This is a genomic window from Amycolatopsis sp. N2S4-7 (genome assembly GCF_058119595.1).
Window position 1 is genome coordinate 7,145,537 of record NZ_CP172299.1, and the last position, 23,092, is coordinate 7,168,628.

Sequence of the window (23,092 nt, forward strand, 5' to 3'; positions counted from 1 at the left end):
GGCACCATGCCTGACGCGCCCGCCCTGCCGAGCTACGCCTCGGGGACCTCGGAGGTCCCGCTGCTCGGGGACACCATCGGCGACAACTTCGATCGGACGGTGGGCGCCTTCGGGGACCGGGACGCCCTGGTCGACCGGACCGCCGGCCGCCGGTGGACCTACCGCGAGCTGGCCGCCGAGGTGAACGCGCTCGCGCTGGGGCTGGTGGCGCAGGGCATCGGGAAGGGCGACCGGGTGGGGATCTGGTCGCCGAACCGCGCGGAGTGGACGTTCCTGCAGTACGCGACGGCGAAGATCGGCGCGATCCTGGTCAACATCAACCCGGCGTACCGGTCGCACGAGCTGGAGTACGTGCTCAACCAGGCCGGCATCCGGCTGCTCGTCGCGTCGGACAAGTTCAAGACGTCGGACTACCCCGCGATGGTCGACGAGGTGCGGGAGAAGTGCGCCGCACTGGAACACGTCGTGGTCCTCGGCGGCGAGAGCTGGCAGCGGCTGCTGGACGCCGGCTGGCGGGGCGACCCCGGGCAGCTGGCGCACCTGCAGGCGGGGCTGTCGGCCGACGACCCGATCAACATCCAGTACACATCCGGGACGACCGGCTTCCCCAAGGGCGCCACCCTCAGCCACCACAACATCCTCAACAACGGCTACTTCGTCGGCGAGCTCTGCAACTACACCGAATACGACAAGGTCTGCATCCCGGTGCCCTTCTACCACTGCTTCGGCATGGTGATGGGCAACCTGGCCTGCACCAGCCACGGCGCCTGCATGGTGATCCCGGCGCCGGCGTTCGACCCGCGCGCGACCCTGGAAGCCGTCGCCGCCGAGCAGTGCACGTCGCTCTACGGCGTGCCGACGATGTTCATCGCCGAGCTCAACCACCCGGACTTCGCGAGCTTCGACCTGTCTTCGCTGCGCACCGGCATCATGGCGGGTTCGCCGTGCCCGGTCGAGGTGATGAAGCAGGTCATCGACCGGATGGGGATGAGCGAGGTGTCCATCTGCTACGGCATGACGGAGACGTCGCCGGTGTCGACGCAGACGCGGTCGGACGACTCCGTCGAGCGCCGCGTCTCCACGGTCGGCCGTGTCGGGCCGCACCTGGAGGTCAAGGTCGTCGACCCGGAAACCGGGCTGACGGTGCCGCGCGGCGAGCCCGGCGAACTGTGCACGCGCGGGTACTCGGTGATGCTCGGGTACTGGGAGCAACCGGACAAGACGGCCGAAGCGATCGACGCGGCCCGCTGGATGCACACCGGCGACCTGGCGGTCATGGACGGCGACGGCTACGTCAACATCACCGGCCGCATCAAGGACATGGTCATCCGCGGCGGCGAGAACCTCTACCCGCGCGAGATCGAGGAGTTCCTCTACACGCACCCGGACGTCCTCGACGCGCAGGTCATCGGCGTCCCGGACGAGAAGTACGGCGAAGAGCTGATGGCCTGGGTCCGGATGCGCGAAGGCGCGGAGCCGCTGACCGCGGAGAAGGTGCGGGAGTTCTGCGAAGGCAAGCTCGCGCGCTACAAGATCCCGCGGTACGTGCACGTCGTCGACGAGTTCCCGATGACCGTCACCGGCAAGGTCCGCAAGGTCGAGATGCGTGAGAAGTCGATCAGCCTGCTCGGCCTCGAGAAGGCGGCCGCGGCGAAGCACGCCTAAACCGGCCGGGCCCCTCGGGCGTGACACCTTCGCAAGGATTGTCTCCCGAAGGGAGTTCGGCATGACCGGACGAGGCTGGGACTGGGCTTGGAACAACGAGTGGTCCCGGAACAACGACTGGTCCCCAGGCAACGACTGGTCCCCGGGCAACGACTGGAGCCGCGGGAACGAGTGGCTCCGCGCCTGGGACTGGTGACGCGATGCGCTTCTGGGACTGGTGAACCGAATGCAACGTCAGTGGGAGTGGTGACCGCATGAACCGCGCTTGGGAGTGGTGAGGACATGAACCGAATGCAACGTCAGTGGGAGTGGTGACCGCATGAACCGCGCTTGGGACTGGTGAGGACATGAACCGAGGCTGGGAGTGGTGAAGCCCGTGAACCGAAGCTGGGACTGGTGAAGCCCGTGAACCGACTCTGGGACTGGTGAAGCAGTGAACCGAAACTGGGATTGGTGAAGCCATGAACCGACACTGGGACTGGTGATCGCATGAACCGCGTTTGGGACTGGTGATCGCGTGAACCGCATCTGGGACTGGTGACAAGCCCGTGAAGGCCTCCTCACCGGGGCAAGAAGCCGGTGAGGAGGCCTTCACGGCCCACGTCAGCCGACCGCGGCGGCGGCCTCCGCGATCGCCTTCGCGTCTTCCTCGCCGAAGGTGTCCTCCAGGTGCTCGGGGGAGTAGTCCAGGTCGATCTGCTCCACCGGCATCCCGCGCGCCGACTCGATCGCGCCCAGGCGGCGCTGGGCCCGGTCCGCCGCGTACTGGACGATCTCCTGGGGGTCGTTGTCGAACGGCAGTTCCTCGAACTGGTCCTGCACCCACTGGATCATGTTCAGCGCGTGCGGCAGCAGCTCGCCCATCCGCTGCTGCACCGCGTCCCACAGCGAGTCGTCCGCGGCGACGTGCCGCCGGCAGGTGAACGTGCCCCACGCCATGTGGCGGCGCTCGTCGTCACCGATGCGGCGGACCAGTTCCTGCATGCCCGGCAGGATGTCGTGCTGGGTGCAGATCAGCTGCCACGAGTAGTACCCCGTCAGCGCCAGGCTGCCCTCGATCACGTGGTTGTACGTCACGCTCGCGCGGATCTGGTTGAGCGGGCTGGGATCGTCCTCCAGCGCCCGCAGCGACTGCGGGAGTTCTTCGTAGAACAGCTTGCGGTAGTGCGGGTTCTCCGCGACGTACGGGTGGAGGTTGTCGGTCAGCCCGACCGCGTCCATCCAGCGCCGGAACACCTCCGTGTGCTTGGCCTCCTCGAAGCAGAACTGCGTCAGGTACATCTCGTCGCCGAACCGGCCGGTCGCCGACATCGCCCGCATGAACGGCTGGATGTCCTCGGTGACGGCCTCCTCGCCGGCGATGAACTGCGCGACCAGGTACGTCGTGCTCCGCTGCTGCTCGGGGTTGAGCGTGTCCCAGCCTTCGCGTTCGCGGCTGAAATCGATGTCCGCCGGGTTCCAGAACTTCTTGTTGCCCTTGGCGAACAGGCGCAGCGGGAACGAATCCCAGTTCAGCCCGCCCTTGCGCAGCGAGGAGAAGCCGGTCCGCAGTTCGGGCAGCGTGTCGGTCATCGTTTCACTCCATTGTGGACGAATTGGCGGATGACGGGGGCCAGCACGGTGGTGACGGCGTCGGCCGCCTCCGTCGCCGAGTGCGTCGGGAGCACCAGGTGCGACAGCGAAAGCCGCACCACGGTCTCCGCGAGCAGGGCGGCGGCTTCGGCGGACAGCCCCGGTTCGAACTCCCGGTACTGCTCGGCGGCGAGGTCCGCGGCCGCGGTGAGGATCGGCTCGCCCCTGGTCGTGAGCAGCGGCAGCAGGTCCTCGCCGGCTTCGGTGCCGAGCGCCGCCGCGACCAGGCGGTTCTCCCGCGCGTGCTCGATCGTGTAGACGACGGCGTGGTGGATGCCGGCCAGGAGCCCGTCCGCCGTTTCGAACCGCTGCCGGATCCCGTCGAGGAACTCCGACGCGGTGCGCAGCGCGACCGCCTGGGTCAGCGCCGCCTTGTTGCCGAACTCGTTGTAGACGGTCTGCCTGCTCACCCCGGCCCTGGCCGCGACGTCGGCCATCCGCAGCCCCGCGTAACCGCCCTCCGGCAGGAGGTCGGCGGCGGCGTCGAGCAGGGCTTCCCGCAGGGACGCCTTCGTCCGGTCGGTGAAGCTGGTCACACCCTCACCTTGACACAGATCACTCTGGTGTCAAGACGCTGTACATGATCGGTTGACGTGTAAATCTGTCGGTGGTGGCAGCTACGGTGCTGGGGTGGGCATCACCGTGGGGTTCGACCTCGACATGACACTGATCGACCCGCGACCGGGCATGGTCGCGGCGATGAACGCGCTCGGGACCGAGTCCGGGCTGCCACTGGACGGCGAGCACTTCGCCGCCAACCTCGGGCCGCCGCTCGACGACATCCTGCGCGGTTTCGAGGCGCCCGAGGAGCGCATCCCGGGTCTCGTCGACCGGTTCCGCGCGCTGTACCCGGAGCTGGTCGTGCCGATCACCGTCGCGCTGCCGGGCGCGGCGGAGGCGCTGCGGGCGGTGCGCCGCGCCGGCGGCCGCACGCTCGTCGTCACGGGCAAGTACGGGCCCAACGCGCAGCTGCACGTCGACGCGCTCGGCCTGGAGGTCGACGAGCTCGTCGGCGAGCTGTGGTCGACGCAGAAGGCCGAGGCGCTCCTGGCGCACGACGCGAAGGTGTATGTCGGAGATCACGCCGGCGATGTCCGGGGCGCGCTGGCGGCCAACGCGATCCCGGTCGGCGTCACGACCGGGCCGTGCGACCGCATGCTCCTGCTGCGCGAAGGTGCCGAAGTGGTGTTCGACTCGCTGACGGAGTTCCCGGACTGGTTCGAGCGCACCTTCGCGGCCGTCTCCTGATCCATCCATGCCCCCGCCGCCACCCTCAACGAAGCGGCTGCGCTGCGCTGCTAATTCTTGGCGCGCGCCTCGCGGACCAGCGCGATCAGGCCCAGCAGCAAGCCCAGCGGGGTGACCACAGCGGCGGCGACGGACAGCCAGATCGGCAGGTTCTCCAGGCCGGCGGCGAACATGATGAACACGGCGAGCACGGCCAGCATGCCGATGCCGAACAAGCCGATGCCGAGGCGCATCAGGAACGGTTTGCCGGGGGTAGCCACCGCGGCCTCCTTCGACGTGGTCTTCATGACGCAGAGGGTATCCGCAGGTATCGACTTCTCCCCAGGGCCTGTGGCGAGATACCCTTTACCGAGCGCGCCCTGGGTACGCCCCCGGGCGCGTTCGTCGTGAGCGGACAGCAGAAGGACTGGTGAGGGAAGTGCCGACCGGCAAGGTCAAGTGGTACGACGCGGAGAAGGGGTTCGGCTTCGTCACGCAGGACGGTGGCGCCGACGTCTACATTCGCAAGGCCGCGCTGCCGCAGGGCGTCGAGGGGCTCAAGGCCGGGCAACGGCTCGAGTTCGGCGTCGCCGACGGTCGCCGTGGGCCGCAGGCGCTCTCCGTCCGGCTGCTCGACCCGCCGCCGTCCGTCGCCGAGGCGCGGCGCCGCCCGGCGGAGGAGCTGCACGGCCTGATCGAGGACATGATCAAGCTGCTCGAGCTGAAGGTGCAGCCGGACCTGCGGCGCAACCGCTACCCGGATCGCAAGCACACCAAGCAGATCGCCGAGATCATGCGCGCGGTCGCCCGGGACATCGATCCCTAGGCCTCCAGCCGGAGACCCCACACGTCGCTGGGCAGCAGGCCCGACTCACCCGTGCTCGAGTTCAGCACGGCGGTGTACTTCTGCACGTCGACCGCCGAAATGCGGTCGGCGGGCGTCGGCGGCGTGACCGTGTAGGCGTAGCGGTCCAGCGACGTGAACGGGATCGGGTCGCTCTGCTTGTACTCGCCCTGCGGGGTCACGTACTCGTAGACGATCTGCCACGGCGCGTCCGCGACCTCACCGGGCACCGAGATCTGCACCGGCTTGCCCGGGCGGACCTTCAGCGTCTGGGTGGTGCCCTTCGCGCTGCACGGCTGCGCGAGCTGCTGCGAGTAGTCGCACGTGAGCACCGGGGTGGAGCGGATCGTGTGGCCGTCGGCGTAGAAGGTGACCTCGGCCGGGCCGGGCGCCGAGCAACCGGCCACCGCGAACCCTCCGGCCGCAAGCAGGGCCACCACCCGGGAACGTCGCATGCGCCGGAGCCTACCGGCGGGCCGTCGGGTCCCCGGGCAGGCCCTGGGCCGGGAAGCTGCCGGTCGGTTCGGGCCGCAGCGGCCGGTCGCCGCCGAGGCCCGGCACGAGCGAGCCGCCGCGGCGCACCAGGTACGTCTGGGTCAGGCCGACCGCCAGCAGGATCGAGACCACGAGGAAGCCGATCCAGTACGTCGGCGGCAGCAGCAGGCCGACCGCGCCGCCGAAGCACCAGGCCAGCTGCAGCACGGTCTCCGAGCGGCCGAACGCCGACGCGCGCGACTCCTCGGGCAGGTCCTCCTGGATGACGGCGTCGAGGCTGATCTTCGCCAGCGCGCTGGCGGTCGCGCCGATCAGGCCGACGATCGCGGCCGTGGCCAGGCCGGGCAGCAGCGTCGCGACCAGCGCGGCCAGCACGCAGCCCGCCACGCACCCGACGATCACCTGGTCGGGGCTGCCGAAGTGCAGGCGCGAGCCCAGCGCGTTGCCGAGGAACCCGCCGGCCCCCGCGGCGGCGCCGATCACGCCGAGCAGCAGCAGCTGCATGAACGGCGTCTGCCCGCTGCCTTCGGTCTGCGCCTTCACGGCGAACGCGGCGAACATCATGAGGAAGCCGGTGAGCACGCGCACCGAGCCGTTGCCCCACAGCGCGACGACGATGTGGCGCCCCATCGGCTGACGGCGCTTCTTCTCCTTCGGGTGGGCCCACAGGGATGTCGGCACCTCGCCCTCGGTCGCCTCGACCCAGGCCGGGATCCGCATCGACTGCACCGCCGCGGCGACGCAGATCAGCGCCGTGAACCACAGCGCGCCCGCCGATCCGGAGATCGCGTTGACGCCGCTGGCCACCGCGCCGAACACGCCGGCGGCGACCAGGCCGAACGTCGTGAGGCGGGCATTCGTCTTGGAGAGCGTGATCTCCGACGGCAGGACCCGCGGCGTCACCGCCGCCTTGAGCACGGTGAACGACTTCGACAGCACCATCATCCCGAGCGCGGCCGGGTAGAGCAGCCAGTCGTCGAAGTGCAGGGCCATCACGACGGCCATCAGTCCCTGGCCGATCGACGACGCGCACATCGCCAGCCGCCTGCCGCGCTGGACCTTGTCGAGCGCGGGCCCGATCACCGGCGCGACCAGCGCGAACGGCGCGATCGTGATGAGCAGGTAGAGCGCCACCTTGCCCTTGCTCTCGCCGCTGGTCGCGGCGAAGAAGAGGGTGTTGGCCAGCGCGATCGCCATCGCCGCGTCGCTGGCGTAGTTCAGCATCACGGCGTAGGTCAGCGAGGTGAGGCCGGATTTTTCGGCGCCGTCGGCCTTCGTCGCGCGCTGGAAGGCGCCGACGGCCTGGCCGGTCAGCTGGCGGCTGCGCATCGCCGCCACCCGCGTGACGGTGATCTTCTTCGGCAGCTTCGGCGTGCCGCCGGGCGTCCGCGGTTCCTCCCGCGGCGGCCCGGCCTCGGCCTCGGGCGGCCGCGGCTCGCCCGCGTAGCCGCCGGTGTCGTAGTGCTCGTACTCGCCGCTGCCGGGATAGCGCTCACCCTGGTAGAAGCCGGGCGGCTCGCGGCGGATGGGCTCGGTGCGCTGCGGGTCGTGCGGCGGGTAGGGCCGGGCCCCGCGCGGCGGCGGGGGCGGCGGCCGGTGACCCGTCGGCGCGGCGGCGGTGGGGGCCTCGTTCGCGTTCGGCACCCGCGGCGCGGCCTGCCGAGGGGGCGGCGGCTGCCGGGGCGGCGGCGGGACGGGCCGTTCGACGCGGGTGGGCGGCGGGCTCTGGTGTTCGACGCGGGTGGGCGGCGGCGCGCTCTGGTGTTCGACTCGGGTGGGTGGCGGTGGGCTCTGGTGCTCGGCGCGCGTGGGCGCGACCGCCTCCCGCCACGGCTTGGCCTGCGCCGCGCCCGGCTCCGGCGTCCAGCGCCGCTTGGACTTCCGGCCGCGCTGCCGCCCCGACCTGGTGCCGTCGGAGTCGGAGCGGGAGCCGAAGAGTGCCACGTCTCAATCCTGCCCTACCGGGGGTCGGTCTCGCCTGCTCATCCGTGCTTTAGGTGTTCTTCGGGACGAACCTCACCCGGAACGTGATCTCCCACTGCTTGCCGGCGAGCAGGAACTCGTCCGTGCCCGGCACGGCGGCGATGCCGTTGAGCACGTCCTCGGCGCCGGTTTTGTTCAGCTGGGCGCGGAGCCGGCCTGCGTCGATCGTGGCGGTGACGCGTCCGGTGGCGGCGTCGATCCGCAGGACCGTGTCGGTGTGCCAAACGTTTGCGTACACGTCGCCGCCGACGCACTCGAGCTCGTTGAGCTGATCGCGGCCGACGTCGACGCCGCCGGTGACGGCGAACGTCTTCGGGTCGCGGAAGGTCAGCCGCGAGGAGCCGTTGCTCATGACGAGCCGTCCGCCGTCCTGGTGGCAGAGCCCCCAGCCCTCGCCCTGGTACGGCACCCGCCGCAGCTCGGCGAGGGTCTTCGAGTCGCGTTCGATCGCGAAGCCGTCCTGCCAGGTGAGCTGCCACAGCGTCGGCCCGAGGACGGTGACGCCCTCGCCGAACAGCGGCGACGGGAGCGTGGCGGTTCGCTCCGGTGGCCCGCCGGCCGGGCCCGCGGTGAGCGTCGACCGCCCGGCCAGGCCGGTGCTCTCGTAGAGCGTGCCGCCGTCGAACTCGAGGCCTTCGGTGAACGCGGCGGGGTCGTGCGGCAGGGTCGAGACCACCTCGACGGTGAGCTGTTCCGGGCCGGGGTCCTGCTCGGGCGCGCCGGCGCAGCCGCCGAGCGCGGCGGCGAGCAGGAGCGTGGTGACGATCGGCGTGCGCACGTTGAACAGCCTGGCACGGGCGCCGCGGATGCGTGCGGCACAATTGGCCGCATGACTCTGCTGCTGACCCTGGACGACGGCTCCGTGCAGCGCAAACTCGCCGACGCGGTGGAGTTCGCGCGAGCTGCGGTGCTGGAGGACGCACCCGAGGAGCAGCTCGGCGCCCATGTGGGGGTCAGCCGCGAAGACGCGGTCACGGCGAGTCACCTGTTCGAGGCCCAGGTGCCGGGTTACGGCGGCTGGCGCTGGTCGGTGACGGTCGCCCTCGCGGGCGACGACGAGCCGGTGACGGTCAGCGAGGTCGTGCTGGTGCCCGGTCCGGACGCGCTGATCGCGCCGCCGTGGGTGCCGTGGGAGCGCCGCGTCCGGGCGGGCGACCTGGGCGTCGGCGACATCTTCCCGACGGACGAGAACGACCCGCGCCTGGTACCGGCGTACCTCCAGTCGGACGACCCGGCGGTCGAGGAGACGGCGCACGAGGTGGGCCTGGGGCGCGTCCACGTGCTGTCCCGCTACGGCCGCGCGGAGGCGGCCACCCGCTGGCACGGAGGCGAGTTCGGCCCCCGGTCGGACATGGCGCGCAGCGCGCCGGACGTGTGCGGGACGTGCGGGTTCTTCGTGCCCCTGGCGGGTTCGTTGCGCGGGGTGTTCGGGGTGTGCAGCAACGACATAGCCCCCGCGGACGGCCACGTGGTCGACGTGGAGTACGGCTGCGGAGCGCACTCGGAGGTAGAGGTCGAGGTGACGTCCTCGGTCCCGGTGGCCGAGCTCGTGTACGACGACTCCCTGTTGGACTTCACACCGGCCCCGGAGGTCGTGGAGACCCCGGCGGCCGAGCCGGAGACGGGGGTGGCGGAGTCGGATGTGTCGCCGGCAGAGGTGGAGCCGGAGGTAGTTGCCGAGGAGGCTGCCGCGGAACCGGCGGCGGTCGTGGAGCCGGTGGTAGTTGCGGCGGAGCCGACGCAGGCCGAGGTGACCGATGTGGTTGCCGAGCCGCAGGTGGCGGAGACTGCGGAGTCGGCCGAGGCGGTAGAGGTGCCCGCGCCGGTCGAGGCTGATGTGCCGGAACCTGCGGAAGCGGAGCCGGTGCAGGCCGAGGCGACCGATGCCGTTGCCGAGCCAGTCCAGGCTGATGCGGAGCCGGTCGCGGATGTTCCCGCGCCCGTGGATGCGGAGCCGACTCAGGCTGAGGTGGCCGCCGAGCCTCAGGCCGCTGAGCCGGAGGCCGATGTGGCCGCCCAGTCGCAGGCCGCGGTGGCCGCCGAGCTCGTGGCGGCTGAGCCGGAGGTGGCTGCAACCCATGCACCGGTCGAGGACGACATCGCTGACCCTTCGGAAGCCGAGCCCACTCAGGCTGAGGTGACCGATGCCGTCGTCGTGCCTTCCACTGACGAAGCCGACCAAGCCGACGAAGCGCAGGCCCGGATCGACGAAGCGACCGGTGACCAGCGGGACGCCTGAGCCGTCGCTCGGGGCCGATCCCTTCGGCACCGCGCGGCTGCGGGAAGCGACCCTGCGCGCCTGGCAGGACTCGCCGACCCGGCTCACCGAAGACACCAACGTCGAGCGTGATCTGCGCGTCGGCGCCTATCGGGATCGGCTCTTCGTCGAGCTCGCCCAGAACGCCGCCGACGCCGCCGTGGCGGCCGGGGCGCCCGGGCGGCTTCGGGTGTCCCTTGTGGACCGGGAACTCCGGTTCGCCAACACCGGTGCCCCGCTCGACGCGCGCGGGGTGGCGTCGCTCGCCTCCCTGCGGGCGTCCGGCAAGACCGGGGGAACCGTCGGGCGGTTCGGAGTCGGGTTCGCCGCCGTGCGGACCGTTTCCGATGAACCGCGCGTCAGCTCCACCACCGGTGGTGTCGTCTTTTCCGCGGCTCGCACGAGAGAAGCCGCCGGGATCGAGGGGGACGTTCCCGTCCTGCGGCTGCCCTGGCCCGCGCCCGCCGACGTCCCCGCCGGGTTCGACACCGAAGTCCGGCTGCCGCTGCGGGACGACGTCGACGGACAGGCCCTGCTCGACGACCTCAAGCACCAGATCGGCGATCTCCTCCTCGCGCTGCCGTGGCTGGCCGAGGTCGACGTCGACGGTCGCGTTTGGACTCGGACGGCCGAGGGCGACGTCGTGGAAATCCGCGGACCGGAAGGGGAAACCCGCTGGCTCACCCACCGCGGCGACGTCGTGTGGGCGGTCCCCGTCGGTGAGGACGGCACTCCGCAGCCGGTCGAAGAGGACGTCCTGCACGCGCCGACCCCCACCGATGACGGCCTGTCGCTGCCCGCCCGGCTGCTCGCGCCCGTGCCGGTCGAGCCGTCGCGACGGCGCGCGCTCCCCGGGCCCGACCTGACGAAGGCGCTGGAAAACGCGGCCGCCGAATACGTCGAGCTCGTCCGGCTGCTGCCGCCGGAGAGGCGATTCGCGCTCGTCCCGCGCCCCGGCTTCCCGAAGTCCACTGTAGACGCCACGCTGCGTGACGAAGTGATCGCCAACCTCAGCAAGGAACCTTGGCTGTCCACAGAGGACGGCAACGAGGTTTCCGGCCGCCAGGCCCGCGTTCTCGACGTCGACGTGCCCGGCCTGCCCGCGCTGCTCGCCGACCTCGTGCCCGGGCTGCTCAAGGGCGCGGCGCCCGCGCAGACGCTGAAAGTCGTCGCCGTGCAGGTGATCAGCGTCGAAGAGGTGCTGGAGACCCTGACCGGCGTCAGCCGGGAGCCGAGCTGGTGGCGGGACGTCTACGCGGCGCTCGCGCTCGCCGTCGACACCCACGCGCTCGCCACGTCCAGGTTGGACGGTCTGCCGGTGCCGCTGTCGGACGGCCGGACGCTGCCGGGCGCCCGTGGCTGCCTGCTCGTCGAGGGCTCGGCCGAACTGCTCGACCTCCTGTCCGATGTGGACATCCCGGGGTTGCGGCTGGTGCACCCCGCCGCGTCGCACCCGCTGCTGGAACGCCTGGGCGCCAAGCAGGCGGACGCCCGCGAGCTGCTCAACGCCGACCAGCTGCGCGACGCCGTCGAGCGCAGCGTCGAGGACGTCCGGTCCGGATTGGACGGGACCACCCTGGCCGGCGCGGTCCTCCGGCTGATCGCCGACTGCGGCGACGACGCGCCGGGCTGGGTCGGCGCCCTCGCGCTCCCGGCCACCGACACCTGGCGCCGCGCCGACGAACTCCTCCTCCCGGGGTCGCCGCTGCTGGAGATCTTCGACGAAGAGGTCTTCGAGGAGGACGGCGCGCTCGACGTCCTCGACGACGACTTCGCCGGGGACTGGCCGGACACCACGCTCAAGGCCGCCGGGGTGCTCGACTCCTTCGCGCTGGTCGTCGACGACGAGCCGCACGAGCCCGACCACGACCTCCCCGACGAGGAAGCCTGGTGGGACTCGCTGCCGGAGCCGCCGTCGACGCTGGTCGCGATCCGGGACCTCGACCTCGTCGCCGACGACGCCTGGCCCGCGGCGCTGCGCCTGCTCGCCGCCCGCCCGGAGACGTGGCACGCCCTGCACACCCCCCGCGGCCACGCGGCCTGGTGGATCGCCCAGTACGCCGTGCTCGGCGGCCTCGCCCCGAACGAGTGGCGCCTGCCCGAAGCCGACCTCGCCGGGCTGTACGACGAGGTTCCCGACGTCGGCCTGAGCGAGGACCTGCTCAAGGCCGCCGGCGTGCGGACCGACCTGAGCCTGTCCACTGTGGATGAAGCGGACGACGTGCTGAAACGGCTCGCCGACCCGGAGCGCACGATCTCGCCCGGACTGGCCACGCGCGCCTACGACGCCGTCGTCGAGTCCGGTTTGGAGCCCCGCCCGCCGCGCGCGGTCCGGGCCGCCGACGGGTCCGTTGTGGACGACGCGCTGGTCCTGGACGTGCCGTGGGTGGCCGGGGCGCTCGAACCGGACCAGTACGTCGTCGCGCCCGAGGAACCGGACCGGCTGGCGAGCCTGCTCGACCTGCCGCTCGCCGGCACGGAGGAAGCCCGGGTCACCAGCGAAGGCGAGTACGCGCCCTGGGTCGAGCTGCCCGCGGTGAAGCTCGTCGCCGACCAGCTCGGCATCCGGCTGCCGGACGGCGGGGTCCTGGTGCACGACCCGCTGACGGTGTCGATCCAGGGCGAAGACCACGACGTGCAGTGGTGGTCCGACGACCGGCTGCACGCGGCCGACACGTCGGAAGGCCTGGCTCGCGCCTTCGCCTGGGCGGCCGGTCGCTGGCCGGACCGGCACCTGATCACGGCGCTGCTCGACGACCCGTCACCGCGGACCCTGCTGGCCTAGAGGCGCTGGGCCGACTTCGACCCGCGCCGGGCGGCGGCGCGCTGCCAGCCGATGATCGCGAGCCCGACGAAACCGAGCGCGAACCCGGACAGCGCCGTCTGCACCCACAGCCCCGAAGTCGTGAAGAAGAGCACCACCAGCGCGACAGCCCAGATCGAGGTGCCTACGATCACCACCGGCGTCAGGTCGGTCAGCCTCTTGGGCAGCTCCGGCGTGTGCCGCAACGAGCCCGTAACCTCCGGTGGATTGATCGGTTCACTCACGTGGTGAAGGGTACTCCGCAGCAGCGACAGAATGGGCAGGCGAATGGCGGAGCAGGAGACGACCCGCACCGGGACGTCCACACTGGACCGGTTCTTCAAGATCACCGAGCGGGGTTCGACCGTGTCGCGCGAGCTGCGCGGCGGCCTGGTCACCTTCGTCACGATGGCCTACATCGTGGTGCTCAACCCGTTGATCATCGGCAGCTTCTCGGCCGACGACGCCGGCGCGCACAAGGACGTCCTCGGCGGCATCCTGCCGGTGCCGCAGGTCGCCGCGGTGACCGCGCTGGTCGCCGGCGTGCTGACCATCCTCATGGGCCTGATCGCGAACTACCCGTTCGCCATCGCCACCGGCCTGGGCATCAACAGCCTGGTCGCGGTCACCATCGCCCCGCAGATGACCTGGCCCGAGGCGATGGGCCTGGTCGTCATCGAGGGCGTCATCATCGTGGCGCTCGTGCTCACCGGCTTCCGCACGGCGGTGTTCCGGGCCGTGCCGGCCGCGCTGAAGTCCGCGATCGCCGTCGGCATCGGCGTCTTCATCTGCCTGATCGGCCTGGTCGACGCCGGGTTCGTGCGCCGGCTGCCGGACGCCGCGCACACCACCGTCCCGGTGGGCCTCGGCATCAACGGCTCGATCGCCTCGTGGCCGACCGCGGTGTTCGTCGTCGGCCTGCTCGTCACCGGCATCCTGGTCGTGCGGAAGGTCAAGGGCGCGATCCTGATCGGCGTGCTGACCTCGACCGTGCTGGCCATCGTGGTCGAGGCGATCGTCAACGCCGGGCCGTCGCGGGGCACCAACCCGAAGGGCTGGAACCTCGGCTACCCGGCGCTCCCGGACCAGGTGTTCGGCCTGCCGAACCTCTCGCTGGTCGGTGACGTCTCGTTCGGAGCCTGGACGCGGCTGCCCATCATCACCGTCTGCCTGCTGGTGTTCACGCTGGTGCTCGCCGACTTCTTCGACGCCATGGGCACCATGACCGGCCTCGCGAAGGAAGCCGACCTGCTCCCGAAGGACGGCCAGCTGCCCAACGTCGGCAAAGCGCTGTTCGTCGAGGGCCTCGCGGGCGCGGCCGGCGGGTTCGGCTCGGCCAGCTCGAACACGGTGTTCGTCGAGTCGGCGTCGGGCATCGCCGAAGGCGCGCGGACCGGGCTGGCGAACATCGTCACCGGCGTGCTGTTCATCGCCGCGATGTTCCTGACCCCGCTGTACCAGGTCGTGCCGGTCGAGGCGGCCGCGCCGGCGCTGGTCGTGGTCGGCGCCATGCTGATGTCGCAGGTCCGCGACATCGACTTCACCGACTACTCGATCGCGCTGCCGGCGTTCCTGACCATCGTCGTCATGCCGTTCACGTACTCGATCGCCAACGGCATCGGCGCCGGTTTCGTCAGCTACGTCGTGATCCGCGCGGCCACCGGCAAGGCCCGCCAGGTCCACCCGCTGATGTGGGTGATCGCGCTGGCCTTCGTCGCCTACTTCGCGGTCGGGCCGATCCAGGCGGCGTTCCGCTGATCAGCCCCTGATCTTCAGGGCTTCGTCGAGGACACCCCGGTTGCGCTCGAACTCGGCGACCGGGGCCTCGAACCGGACCGTCACCAGTGCGTCGCCGGCGCCGACGCCGACCACGGTCACCCGCCGCGGCACGCCGTCGCGCTCGTAGGTGTAGTCCCACTCCGCGGCGTCGCGGTCGGCGATCGGGGCGTGGTCGGTCACGGTGCCACCCTGCCTGCCGGCCACCGCCTGGAGCCCGCCGAGGGCGTCCTCCTGCGTGATCGGCACCCGATCGGTCTCGAGCAGCAGGTCGCCCTGGCGGTAGCTCGCGCGCTCCTTGTCGCGGCTCACGGCCCAGGTCGACGGGACCGGGATCTCGATCGCCGAGCCGGGACCGTCCGCGTCCGGGAGCCGGTAGACCTCCAACGCGCCCTGGGCGATCGCGGGCGCCGGCGACGGGGGAGCCGCGGCCGCCGGAGCGTCGTCACGGGGCCAGAGCAGCGCCACCACGATGGCCACGGCCGCCGCGGCGACCACGGCGGAACCCACCAGCTTCTTGTTCATCCGACCCCCAGATCCGTTCCTGGATGAGGACGCGCGAGCGTATTCCAGGTTGCCGGTTGACGGAGATCACCCGATCGACGGAAGATTCGTAAGGTATGCTAACTATATGTCCGGCGACACGCACGACCGCTCCTTGGCGAGCCGTCTGCGTCTCGCGGTGGTCCGGCTCAACCGCCGGCTGCGGGCACAGCGCGTCGGGGACGACCTCACGCTGACGCAGGTCGCCGCGCTGTCCACCCTGCACAAGTGCGGTGCGCTGACCCCGGGGCAGCTCGCCGCGAAGGAAGGCGTCCAGCCACCTTCGATGACGAGGGTGATCGCCGCGCTCGAGGAGATGGGTTTCGTCGAGCGGCGCCCGCACCCGACCGATGGCCGGCAGGCCATCGTCGAGCTGTCCGAGAGCGGACTGGCCTACGTGCGGAAGGCGATCTCCGTCCGGGAGGCCTGGCTGGACCGGCAATTGGCGGAACTCGGCGACGAAGAGCGCGAAGTGCTCTCCAAAGCCGCCGAAATCATAGACAGGATGGCGGGGAACTAACCACGGTGACGGCCACGGGTAGCGAAACGAAGCGTTCCATCGAGACCACTGCTACCCGGGACACGGCGCCACCGCCGTCCGCTTCACCACCGTCCGGATCCAAGCGCCGCAGCATGTTCGCCTCCCTGCGGGTCCGCAACTACCGGCTGTTCTTCACCGGCCAGGTCATCTCGAACATCGGCACCTGGATGCAGCGCATCGCCCAGGACTGGCTGGTGTTCACCCTCAGCGGCAACAACCCGATCGCCCTCGGGATCGCGGTGGCGCTGCAGTTCACGCCGACGCTGTTCCTGTCGCTGTGGGCCGGCGTCCTCGCCGACCGCGTCGACAAGCGGCGGCTGCTCACCTGGATCCAGGTGGCGGCGTGCTCGCAGGCCGTCGTGCTCGGGGTGCTCGACATCTCCGGGCTGGTGGCGCTGTGGCAGGTCTACGTCCTGTGCTTCACGCTCGGCATCACGGCGGCGCTCGAAGTCCCGACGCGCCAGTCGTTCGTCGCCGAGATGGTCGGGCGCGACCAGATCGCCAACGCGGTCGCGCTGAACTCGTCGATCTTCAACATGGCCCGGATCGTCGGCCCGGCGATCGCCGGCTTCGCGATCACCTGGATCGGCACCGGCTGGCTGTTCATCGCCAACGCGGCCAGCACGGTCGCGGTGATCGTCGGGCTGCTCCTGATGAACCCGGACAAGCTGTTCCGCGTCGCGGCGGTGCCGCGCGAGAAGGGTCAGCTGGCCGAGGGCCTGCGGTACGTGCGGCGGCGGTCCGACCTGATGACGGTGATGGTGCTGGTGCTGTTCGTCAGCACGTTCGGCATCACGTACTTCAGCTCACTCCCCATCGTCGCGGCGAACGTCTTCCACACCGCGGCCGACGGCTACGGGCTGCTGTCGACGCTGGTCGCGGTCGGCACCTTCACCGGCGCCGTGATGTCCGCCCGCCGTGGCACGAAGGGCAGGCCGCGGGTGCGCCTGATGCTCGTGTCGGCGTTCTTCCTCGGCGTGTTCGAGCTGATCACGGCGTTCATGCCGACGTACCTGACGTTCGGCCTCGGCCTGATCCCGCTCGGCTTCGCCACGATGACGTTCCTCAACACGGCGAACGCCCTGGTGCAGACGTCGGTCAGCCCCGAGATGCGCGGCCGCGTGATGGGCCTGTACGTGCTGGTCCTGATCGGCGGCAACCCGGTCGGCGGCCCGATGGTCGGCTGGATGGCGGACGCCTTCGGCGGCCGGTCCCCGTTCTACATCGGTGGCGCGGTGTCGGCGGCGGCCGCGGTCGTGTGCGCGATCGTGCTGATCCGGCGGGGTGGCGTCTCGTGGCCGGTGCAGCGCGGGTTCGGGCTCCGGGTGCTGAAGCGCGCGAAGGCCTGACGGCGGCCTACGGCTGCTGACGGGGTCTTCGGCCTCCGAGCCTCCAGCACTCGGTGCGGGCTCTCATGTTCGGCGAGGAGTTCGTCAGGCCCTCCCCCGGACGAGTGAGATCGGGGTCTCTCGGACGATCCTCTTGTCCGGGAGATGAGGTTAGGCTAACCTCATACATGTCCGCTTCGTGGTGGGAGCGGCAGTCAGTTCGGGAACGGACGGAGCCCCGGCCCTGGGAACCCCAGGCCGGGGCTCCGTTCATTTCACGGCACTCGCACGGCAGTGTCGGGCCGCGCGGCGGCGCTCGTCAAGGGACTCTCACCCGGCGGCACCGGCAGGCGGGTGAACGTCATCCCGAAGTACACGCGGTACGCCGTGTGGAGCGCTTCGGCGCCGGCCAGCCGCACCTCGTGGCGGACGCCGTCGACCGTCTCGATCAACCTTTCGCCCGACAGCGTGACGCGGCCCTGGGACGTCGGGCGGGAGCACGTCAGCGAGCGCGTGAAGTGCGATTCGGGCGACGTCGCCTGCCACCACGCCATCGGGATGAAGTCGGCCAGCGGCCGCGGGCGGCGCTCCAGCCGGTACTGCGGCTTGCCGTCCATCAGCACGTCGATGTCGCCGTGCGGCGCGTCCAGCACGAGGAACTCGCCGTCCGGATCGGACTGCGCGTCCACGCCGGACAGTCGCAGCGGGTGCCGGGCGAACCGGCCGAAGCCGACGTCCGCCAGCCACGGTTCGTCGAGCTCGACGACGATCGCGGCGTGGTCCATCGGCGGGCCCAGCGTGCCGTCGGGGCGGAAGACCTGCGCCGCGTGCAGGGAGGCCCGGTAGCCGAGCTCGCGCAGCAGCGCCGCGAACAGGCCGTTGAGCTCGTAGCAGAACCCGCCGCGCCGCCGGTGCACGACCTTGCCGAAGAGAGCTTCCTCGTCCAGTTCGATCGGCTCGCCGAGGTGGATGCTGAGGTTTTCGAACGGGACCGCGGCCAGGTGGCGCTCCTGCAGGTGGCGCAGCGTCGCGAGGTCGGCCGCCGCGGGCCATTCCACACCGAGCCGGTCGAGATACGCGTCGACGTCCATGGCCTCACTCTCACACCTCGACCGCACTCGAGGTCAAGCCATTTCACCCGGCGACGAAAACGGGGCCCTCTCCGAGAAGAGGACCCCGTCCGAACCCGCGACGCTCAGCCGAGCAGCAGGCCGTTGCCGCCGGCGACGGCGTTGTCGAAGCGCTTGCTGATCTCGGCCCAGTTGAAGATGTTCCACAGGGCCTTGACGTAGTCCGGCTTCACGTTCTTGTAGTCCAGGTAGAACGCGTGCTCCCAGACGTCGACCAGCAGGATCGGCACGGTCGGCAGGATCAGGTTGTTGTGGTGGTCGCGCAGCTGCTGGGTGATCAGCGTCTTGCCGATCGGGTCCCAGGAGAGCGCGCCCCAGCCGTTGCCCTGGATCGTGGTCGACACGGCGGTGAACTGCGCCTTGAACTTGTCGAAGGAGCCGAACGCCTCGTCGATCGCCGCGGCCAGCTCGCCGGTCGGCTTGTCGCCGCCTTCCGGCGACAGGATCTTCCACCACACGACGTGGTTGGCGTGGCCGGCCAGGTTGAAGGCCAGCGTGGTCTCCAGGCCGACGATCGAGCCGAAGTCGTTCGCGTCGCGGGCGGCTTCGAGCTTGTCGAGCGTGTCGTTCGCGCCCTTGACGTAGGTCGCGTGGTGCTTGCTGTGGTGCAGCTCGTTGATCTCGCCGGAGATGTGGGGCGCGAGGGCGCCGTAGTCGTAGTCGAGATCGGGCAGCTCGTAGCGGGCCATTGGCCCTCCTTCTGTCTTCGACACAAGTTTCCGGTATCGAACCTAGTAGCACACCGTCCTCCGCGGCGAGCGGGGGCGGGTGGCCGTCCCACCGATATGGGGGTCCGGGTGGCGGAGCCCCCGGCCCGGGGCGGAGCCCCGGTTGGTGCAGCGTGGGACGGCGGTCCTCAAGTGGCGTACCCAGCAGGTGCACCACCCGAAACCGAGCCTGCTACTTGGACTTAACTGGAGGTCAACGAGCTGTGACGACGATCATTCAGGCGGCGCGGAACTCGTCGAGCCGCAGGGCCAGTTCGTCGAAGACGGCGACGTTGCACTCGAACGCCACGAGTGTCTCGTCGATCACCCGCGCCCGCTCGGCCTCGTCCCACGGTGCGTTGTCCAGCTTCGCGCGGTAGCGGTCCCGGAACTTCGGGGCGCTGCCGATCTCGTCGAAGTGGTAGAACAGCGCGCCCGCCTCGGCGACGTCGTAGTTCTTCTCGAGCGCCCGGCGGATGACCTGGCCGCCGGCGATGTCGCCGAGGTAGCGCGTGTAGTGGTGGGCGACGTACCCGCCGGCCCACGAGGACGCTTCGCGCACCCGGGAGACGTACTCGCGCGTGGAGGCGAGCGGTTCGATCGCCGAGCGCCAGTCCGGGCCGACGAGGTGCGCGAGGTCGCGCTCCAGGCGGGGCAGCCGCCGCAGCTCTTCGAAGACGAACTCGCCCCCGACCGGGTGACCGGCCATCGCGTCGCTCGCCGCTTCGATCGCGCCGTAGATGAAGTAGTACTGGATCGCCAGCTGGGTGTAGCCGTCCCTCGTCAGCTCCCCGCCGAGCAGGGCGCGCATGTAGGCCGAGTAGTTCGCGCGGTCGTGGACTTCGAGGGTCGACGCGCGCAGCGCCGCGGAGAACGGACGGGTGTCGAGGTCCGTGGTCACCGACATGAGCAGGCCTCCCGGCGATCGATCTGACACGCTGTCAGAAAGATCGTAGGGCACAACTGGCGCTTAGGCTACCCTAAATCGACGCGCCGACCGCTCGGAGCACGAACCGCACGGCCGCCTCGACGACGTCTTCCAGCTGCTCGGACGGCCCGTCGACGAGCGTCCGGTTGCCCAGCGCCGCGGTGATCATCGGGATCAGGACGTCCGGGTCCTCGGCGGGCCAGCGCCCCAGGTCGACGCCGCCGGCGAGGATCGCGCGCAGCCGGTCGGTGATCGGGTCGGCGTGCGCGCTGATCCGCCGGTACGCCGCCGGCGCCAGCGCCGACGCGAGGGCCGTGCCCGGCGGCATGTGGTACTCCGCCAGCACGCGCAGCTGGAGCCGGACGAAGGTGGCCAGCTGGTCGACCGGGTCGGCGTGCGCCTCGACGGCCTCGGTCAGCCGCGTGACGTACCGCGCGGCTTCGTCCTCGACGAAGGCGACGAGCAGGCTTTCCTTGTCGGGGAAGTGGTTGTACAGCGCGGTCCGCCCGACCCCGGCCGCCGACGCGACCCCGGCGAGCGTGATCGCGTCGAAGCCGCGCTCGTAGAGCTGGGCGCGCAGGACCTCGAAGACCCGCGCACGCACCTCACGCCGGTGTGCTTCCAGCGACTCACCGAGAATCTTCGGCATCGACCCAGGCTAGCGGGCGCGGAGCTTTCACGTGAAAGCTCCGCTTGTCAGTCGGCCAGGGGCCAGGTGTGCACCGGCTCGCCCGATTCCGACAGCTCCAGGTAGCGCCCGAGCATCAGGCTGAGTGCCGCCTCGCGATCCATGCCGCGTTCCTGGGCGCGCACGACGTAGTCGCGCTGCCAGGTCGCCCCGGTCCGCCGCGCGAGGCAGCGGCGCTCGATGATCCCGAGGTAGCGCTCGCGGGCCTCGTCGGAGACGTCGGAGCGGCGCAGGCCCTCGTGCGCGAGCGGGAGCAGCACGCGCAGCGCCAGCTCGTCCGGCGGGATCCAGCCGATGCCCGGCCAGTACAGCTGCGCGTCGAAGCCCCGGCGCGCCCCGGCGTAGAGGTTCTCTTCCGCGGCCTGGAAGGACATCTGGCTCCACACCGGGCGTTCCGCCTCGGCGAGCGCGCGCTGGGCGCCGTAGAAGAACGCCGCGTTCGCCACCGTGTCGACGACCGTCGGCCCGGCCGGCAGCACCCGGTTCTCCACGCGCAGGTGCGGCAGGCCGTCGACGACGTCGTACACCGGGCGGTTCCACCGCCAGATGGTGCCGTTGTGCATCCGCAGCTCGGTGAGCTTCGGCGCCTGTCCCGCGTCGAGCGCCTCGATCGGGTCCTCGGCGTCGGTTTCCGGGAGCAGGCCGGGGAAGTAGCGGACGTTCTCCTCGAACAGGTCGAAGATCGACGTGATCCAGCGCTCGCCGAACCACACGCGCGGGCGCACGCCTTGGTTCTTCAGCTCTTCCGGCCGGGTGTCGGTCGCCTGCAGGAACAGCGGGATGCGTGTTTCGTGCCACAACGCCTTTCCCAGCAGGAACGGCGAATTCGACGCGAGGGCGATCTGCAGCCCGGCCAGGCACTGCGCCGCGTTCCAGTGCGCGGCGAACTCCTCCGGCGCGACCTGGAGGTGCAGCTGCACACTAGTGCAGGCGGCCTCCGGCAGGATGGACTCGGCGTAGCTGCGCAGGCGCTCGGGCTGCTGGCCCGGCAGCGGCGCGCCTTCCATCGCGAGCACCGTGCGTTCGCCGCGCGCGGCGAAGATCTGGTCGTTCAGCGTGGCGTAGCGGGCCTTGTTGGTGAGCCACTTCTGGTCGAAGTGCTCGTGCTTCAACGTCGGCAGGATGCCGATCATGGCCAGCGACGACCCGGTGTCGCGGGCCTTCGTCGCGGCGGTGTCGAGGTACGCGCGGAGGTCGTCTTCGAGCTGGAGGGCCGAATCGCCGGCCAGCGGCCGCGGCGGCACGTTCAGCTCGATGTTGTGCTGGCCCAGCTCGGTGGTGAACGACGGGTCGTCCAGCGCCTCCAGGACGGCGGTGTTCGTCATCGACGGGCGCAGCTCGCGGTCGACGAGGTTCAGCTCGACCTCGAGGCCGATGTTCTTGCGGGGGAACGAAAAGCTGCCGTCGGTGAGCATGCGGGCCAACGTGTCCAGGCAACGCTGCACCTTGCGGCGGTACCGTCCGCGGTCCAGCGTGTTGAACGGTTGAGCCGCGAGGTCCATCCCCATGACCATCCCTGCTTTGCGTCGGCGTGGAACGTGGAACTAGGACGTGTTTCCGGCCCCGGCGGACAACCGTTTCACAGGCGATGCAGCCGGGCTAGCGGCCAAACTGGTGCTCTCTGTCACGACGAGTTAACCGAAAGCAAAATGCCGCCGTTCGCAGTACGCCGGGCTCGACGTTCGGACCAGTGGGGCGCCGGGCAAGCGGATGACAGACTGGGCGGATGGGCGTGATCCACATCGACGACCGCGACGACCCGAGGGTCGACGATTTCCGCGACCTGTCCACAGCGGACCGGCGCCCGGACCGCCCGGGTGGCAAGGGACTCGTCATCGCCGAGGGCACCGTCGTGGTGTCCCGGCTGCTGGCGTCCCGCTACCCGGTGCGGGCCCTGCTGGGCGTCGAACGGCGGTTCGCCGAGCTGGCGGGCGAACTGGCCGGGATCGAGGCGCCCCAATACGTCGCTTCCGCGGAGACGATGGCCGACGTGGTCGGTTTCCACCTCAACCGCGGGATCCTCGCCGTCGCCGACCGGCCGGCCCCGCTGACGGTTTCCGAAGTCGTGGCCCGCGCGGACACGATCGCCGTGCTGGAAGGCGTGGGAGACCACGAAAACCTCGGCGCGCTCTTCCGCAACGCGGCCGCGCTCGGCGTCGGCGGCGTGCTGCTCGGCCCCGGCTGTTCCGACCCGCTGTACCGGCGCAGCGTGCGCGTGTCGATGGGACACGTCCTGCGCGTGCCGTTCGGGCACCTGGCGGACTGGCCGGGCGGCCTCGACGACCTGCGGGCGCGCGGGTTCGCGGTCGCCGCGTTCACACCGCGGCCGGGTTCTGTCCCGTTGCGCGAACTGCGGAAGCACGCGCCCGGGCGGGTGGCGATGCTGTTCGGCGCGGAAGGCCCCGGACTGACCGAGGCGGCGCTCACGGCGGCGGATCATGCGGTCCGGATACCCATGCCGGCGGGAGTCGACTCACTGAACATCGCGACGGCCGCCGCGATCGCCTTCTACGAACTGGCCTCGGGTGGCTAAGGTGATCCTCCA

23 protein-coding genes are annotated in these 23,092 nt (G+C 70.7%); 10 read left to right on the forward strand and 13 right to left on the reverse strand.

The window, feature by feature from the left end:
* The first annotated feature begins 6 nt into the window (after nt 1-6).
* The gene (locus ACH54P_RS33905) at nt 7-1,665 is read left to right on the forward strand and encodes an AMP-binding protein (RefSeq protein ID WP_489907374.1); all 1,659 of its coding nucleotides are present in this window, start codon (nt 7-9) and stop codon (nt 1,663-1,665) included.
* 61 nt (nt 1,666-1,726) lie between these two features.
* Nucleotides 1,727-1,861, forward strand: coding sequence for a hypothetical protein (locus tag ACH54P_RS33910; RefSeq protein WP_489907375.1), 135 nt, complete (start codon nt 1,727-1,729; stop codon nt 1,859-1,861).
* Between the two features lie 407 nt (nt 1,862-2,268).
* Here the strand turns inward: ACH54P_RS33910 and ACH54P_RS33915 are convergent, their stop codons facing one another.
* Complete coding sequence (locus ACH54P_RS33915; protein WP_489907376.1) at nt 2,269-3,237, reverse strand: R2-like ligand-binding oxidase; 969 nt, start codon at nt 3,235-3,237, stop codon at nt 2,269-2,271.
* Nucleotides 3,234-3,833: a TetR/AcrR family transcriptional regulator gene (locus tag ACH54P_RS33920; protein ID WP_489907377.1), complete on the reverse strand. Its 600-nt coding sequence runs from the start codon at nt 3,831-3,833 to the stop codon at nt 3,234-3,236. Before ACH54P_RS33920 ends, ACH54P_RS33915 begins: the two co-directional genes overlap by 4 nt.
* Before the next feature lie 94 nt (nt 3,834-3,927).
* On the opposite strand from ACH54P_RS33920, the gene ACH54P_RS33925 reads away from it, so the two are divergent.
* A complete protein-coding gene (locus ACH54P_RS33925; protein WP_489907378.1) occupies nt 3,928-4,545 on the forward strand; it encodes an HAD family hydrolase in 618 nt (205 codons plus the stop codon).
* A gap of 50 nt (nt 4,546-4,595) precedes the next feature.
* On the opposite strand, the gene ACH54P_RS33930 is transcribed toward ACH54P_RS33925, so the two are convergent.
* Nucleotides 4,596-4,832 carry a hypothetical protein gene (locus tag ACH54P_RS33930; protein WP_489907379.1) on the reverse strand — a complete coding sequence of 79 codons (237 nt, stop codon included), beginning with the start codon at nt 4,830-4,832 and terminating at the stop codon, nt 4,596-4,598.
* A gap of 131 nt (nt 4,833-4,963) precedes the next feature.
* On the opposite strand from ACH54P_RS33930, the gene ACH54P_RS33935 reads away from it, so the two are divergent.
* Nucleotides 4,964-5,350 carry a cold-shock protein gene (locus tag ACH54P_RS33935; protein WP_013230216.1) on the forward strand — a complete coding sequence of 129 codons (387 nt, stop codon included), beginning with the start codon at nt 4,964-4,966 and terminating at the stop codon, nt 5,348-5,350.
* Here the strand turns inward: ACH54P_RS33935 and ACH54P_RS33940 are convergent.
* The 3 genes from ACH54P_RS33940 to ACH54P_RS33950 are packed head-to-tail and all read right to left on the reverse strand — an operon-like array spanning nt 5,347 to nt 8,624.
* Complete coding sequence (locus tag ACH54P_RS33940; protein WP_489907380.1) at nt 5,347-5,823, reverse strand: DUF2771 family protein; 477 nt, start codon at nt 5,821-5,823, stop codon at nt 5,347-5,349. The genes ACH54P_RS33935 and ACH54P_RS33940 overlap by 4 nt on opposite strands.
* A 10-nt stretch (nt 5,824-5,833) precedes the next feature.
* Nucleotides 5,834-7,807: an MFS transporter gene (locus tag ACH54P_RS33945; protein WP_489907381.1), complete on the reverse strand. Its 1,974-nt coding sequence runs from the start codon at nt 7,805-7,807 to the stop codon at nt 5,834-5,836.
* A gap of 49 nt (nt 7,808-7,856) precedes the next feature.
* The gene (locus ACH54P_RS33950; protein WP_489907382.1) at nt 7,857-8,624 is read right to left on the reverse strand and encodes a glutaminyl-peptide cyclotransferase; all 768 of its coding nucleotides are present in this window, start codon (nt 8,622-8,624) and stop codon (nt 7,857-7,859) included.
* Nucleotides 8,625-8,675: 51 nt separating this feature from the next.
* Between ACH54P_RS33950 and ACH54P_RS33955 the strand changes: the two genes are divergently transcribed.
* Together ACH54P_RS33955 and ACH54P_RS33960 are read left to right on the forward strand one after the other, a co-directional pair.
* On the forward strand, nt 8,676-10,085 hold the full coding sequence (locus ACH54P_RS33955; RefSeq protein ID WP_489907383.1) for a DUF3027 domain-containing protein: 1,410 nt from the start codon (nt 8,676-8,678) through the stop codon (nt 10,083-10,085).
* Complete coding sequence (locus ACH54P_RS33960; RefSeq protein WP_489907384.1) at nt 10,066-12,888, forward strand: sacsin N-terminal ATP-binding-like domain-containing protein; 2,823 nt, start codon at nt 10,066-10,068, stop codon at nt 12,886-12,888. The genes ACH54P_RS33955 and ACH54P_RS33960 overlap by 20 nt, the downstream gene beginning before the upstream one ends.
* Here ACH54P_RS33960 and ACH54P_RS33965 read toward each other — a convergent pair.
* On the reverse strand, nt 12,885-13,112 hold the full coding sequence (locus tag ACH54P_RS33965; protein WP_308673962.1) for a DUF2530 domain-containing protein: 228 nt from the start codon (nt 13,110-13,112) through the stop codon (nt 12,885-12,887). The genes ACH54P_RS33960 and ACH54P_RS33965 overlap by 4 nt on opposite strands.
* Nucleotides 13,113-13,194: 82 nt before the next feature.
* Here ACH54P_RS33965 and ACH54P_RS33970 point away from each other — a divergent pair, with 82 nt between their 5' ends.
* Nucleotides 13,195-14,664: an NCS2 family permease gene (locus ACH54P_RS33970; protein WP_489907385.1), complete on the forward strand. Its 1,470-nt coding sequence runs from the start codon at nt 13,195-13,197 to the stop codon at nt 14,662-14,664.
* Here the strand turns inward: ACH54P_RS33970 and ACH54P_RS33975 are convergent, their stop codons facing one another.
* Nucleotides 14,665-15,207 (reverse strand): hypothetical protein, encoded by a 543-nt coding sequence (locus tag ACH54P_RS33975; RefSeq protein ID WP_489907386.1) that lies wholly within the window; start codon nt 15,205-15,207, stop codon nt 14,665-14,667.
* 106 nt (nt 15,208-15,313) lie between these two features.
* Between ACH54P_RS33975 and ACH54P_RS33980 the strand changes: the two genes are divergently transcribed.
* Nucleotides 15,314-15,745 (forward strand): MarR family winged helix-turn-helix transcriptional regulator, encoded by a 432-nt coding sequence (locus ACH54P_RS33980; RefSeq protein ID WP_489907387.1) that lies wholly within the window; start codon nt 15,314-15,316, stop codon nt 15,743-15,745.
* Between the two features lie 113 nt (nt 15,746-15,858).
* On the forward strand, nt 15,859-17,115 hold the full coding sequence (locus ACH54P_RS33985; RefSeq protein ID WP_489907388.1) for an MFS transporter: 1,257 nt from the start codon (nt 15,859-15,861) through the stop codon (nt 17,113-17,115).
* Nucleotides 17,116-17,369: 254 nt separating this feature from the next.
* Here the strand turns inward: ACH54P_RS33985 and ACH54P_RS33990 are convergent, their stop codons facing one another.
* The 5 genes from ACH54P_RS33990 to ACH54P_RS34010 form a co-directional block, all read right to left on the reverse strand.
* Complete coding sequence (locus tag ACH54P_RS33990; protein ID WP_489907389.1) at nt 17,370-18,185, reverse strand: arylamine N-acetyltransferase family protein; 816 nt, start codon at nt 18,183-18,185, stop codon at nt 17,370-17,372.
* 104 nt (nt 18,186-18,289) lie between these two features.
* The gene (locus ACH54P_RS33995; RefSeq protein ID WP_489907390.1) at nt 18,290-18,913 is read right to left on the reverse strand and encodes a superoxide dismutase; all 624 of its coding nucleotides are present in this window, start codon (nt 18,911-18,913) and stop codon (nt 18,290-18,292) included.
* Between the two features lie 256 nt (nt 18,914-19,169).
* Nucleotides 19,170-19,838: a biliverdin-producing heme oxygenase gene (locus ACH54P_RS34000; RefSeq protein WP_489907391.1), complete on the reverse strand. Its 669-nt coding sequence runs from the start codon at nt 19,836-19,838 to the stop codon at nt 19,170-19,172.
* Nucleotides 19,839-19,911: 73 nt separating this feature from the next.
* Complete coding sequence (locus ACH54P_RS34005) at nt 19,912-20,508, reverse strand: TetR/AcrR family transcriptional regulator (protein WP_489907392.1); 597 nt, start codon at nt 20,506-20,508, stop codon at nt 19,912-19,914.
* A gap of 47 nt (nt 20,509-20,555) precedes the next feature.
* The gene (locus ACH54P_RS34010; RefSeq protein WP_489907393.1) at nt 20,556-22,055 is read right to left on the reverse strand and encodes a glutamate-cysteine ligase family protein; all 1,500 of its coding nucleotides are present in this window, start codon (nt 22,053-22,055) and stop codon (nt 20,556-20,558) included.
* Between the two features lie 218 nt (nt 22,056-22,273).
* On the opposite strand from ACH54P_RS34010, the gene ACH54P_RS34015 reads away from it, so the two are divergent.
* Nucleotides 22,274-23,080 carry a TrmH family RNA methyltransferase gene (locus ACH54P_RS34015; RefSeq protein ID WP_489907394.1) on the forward strand — a complete coding sequence of 269 codons (807 nt, stop codon included), beginning with the start codon at nt 22,274-22,276 and terminating at the stop codon, nt 23,078-23,080.
* The last annotated feature ends 12 nt before the right edge of the window (nt 23,081-23,092 follow it).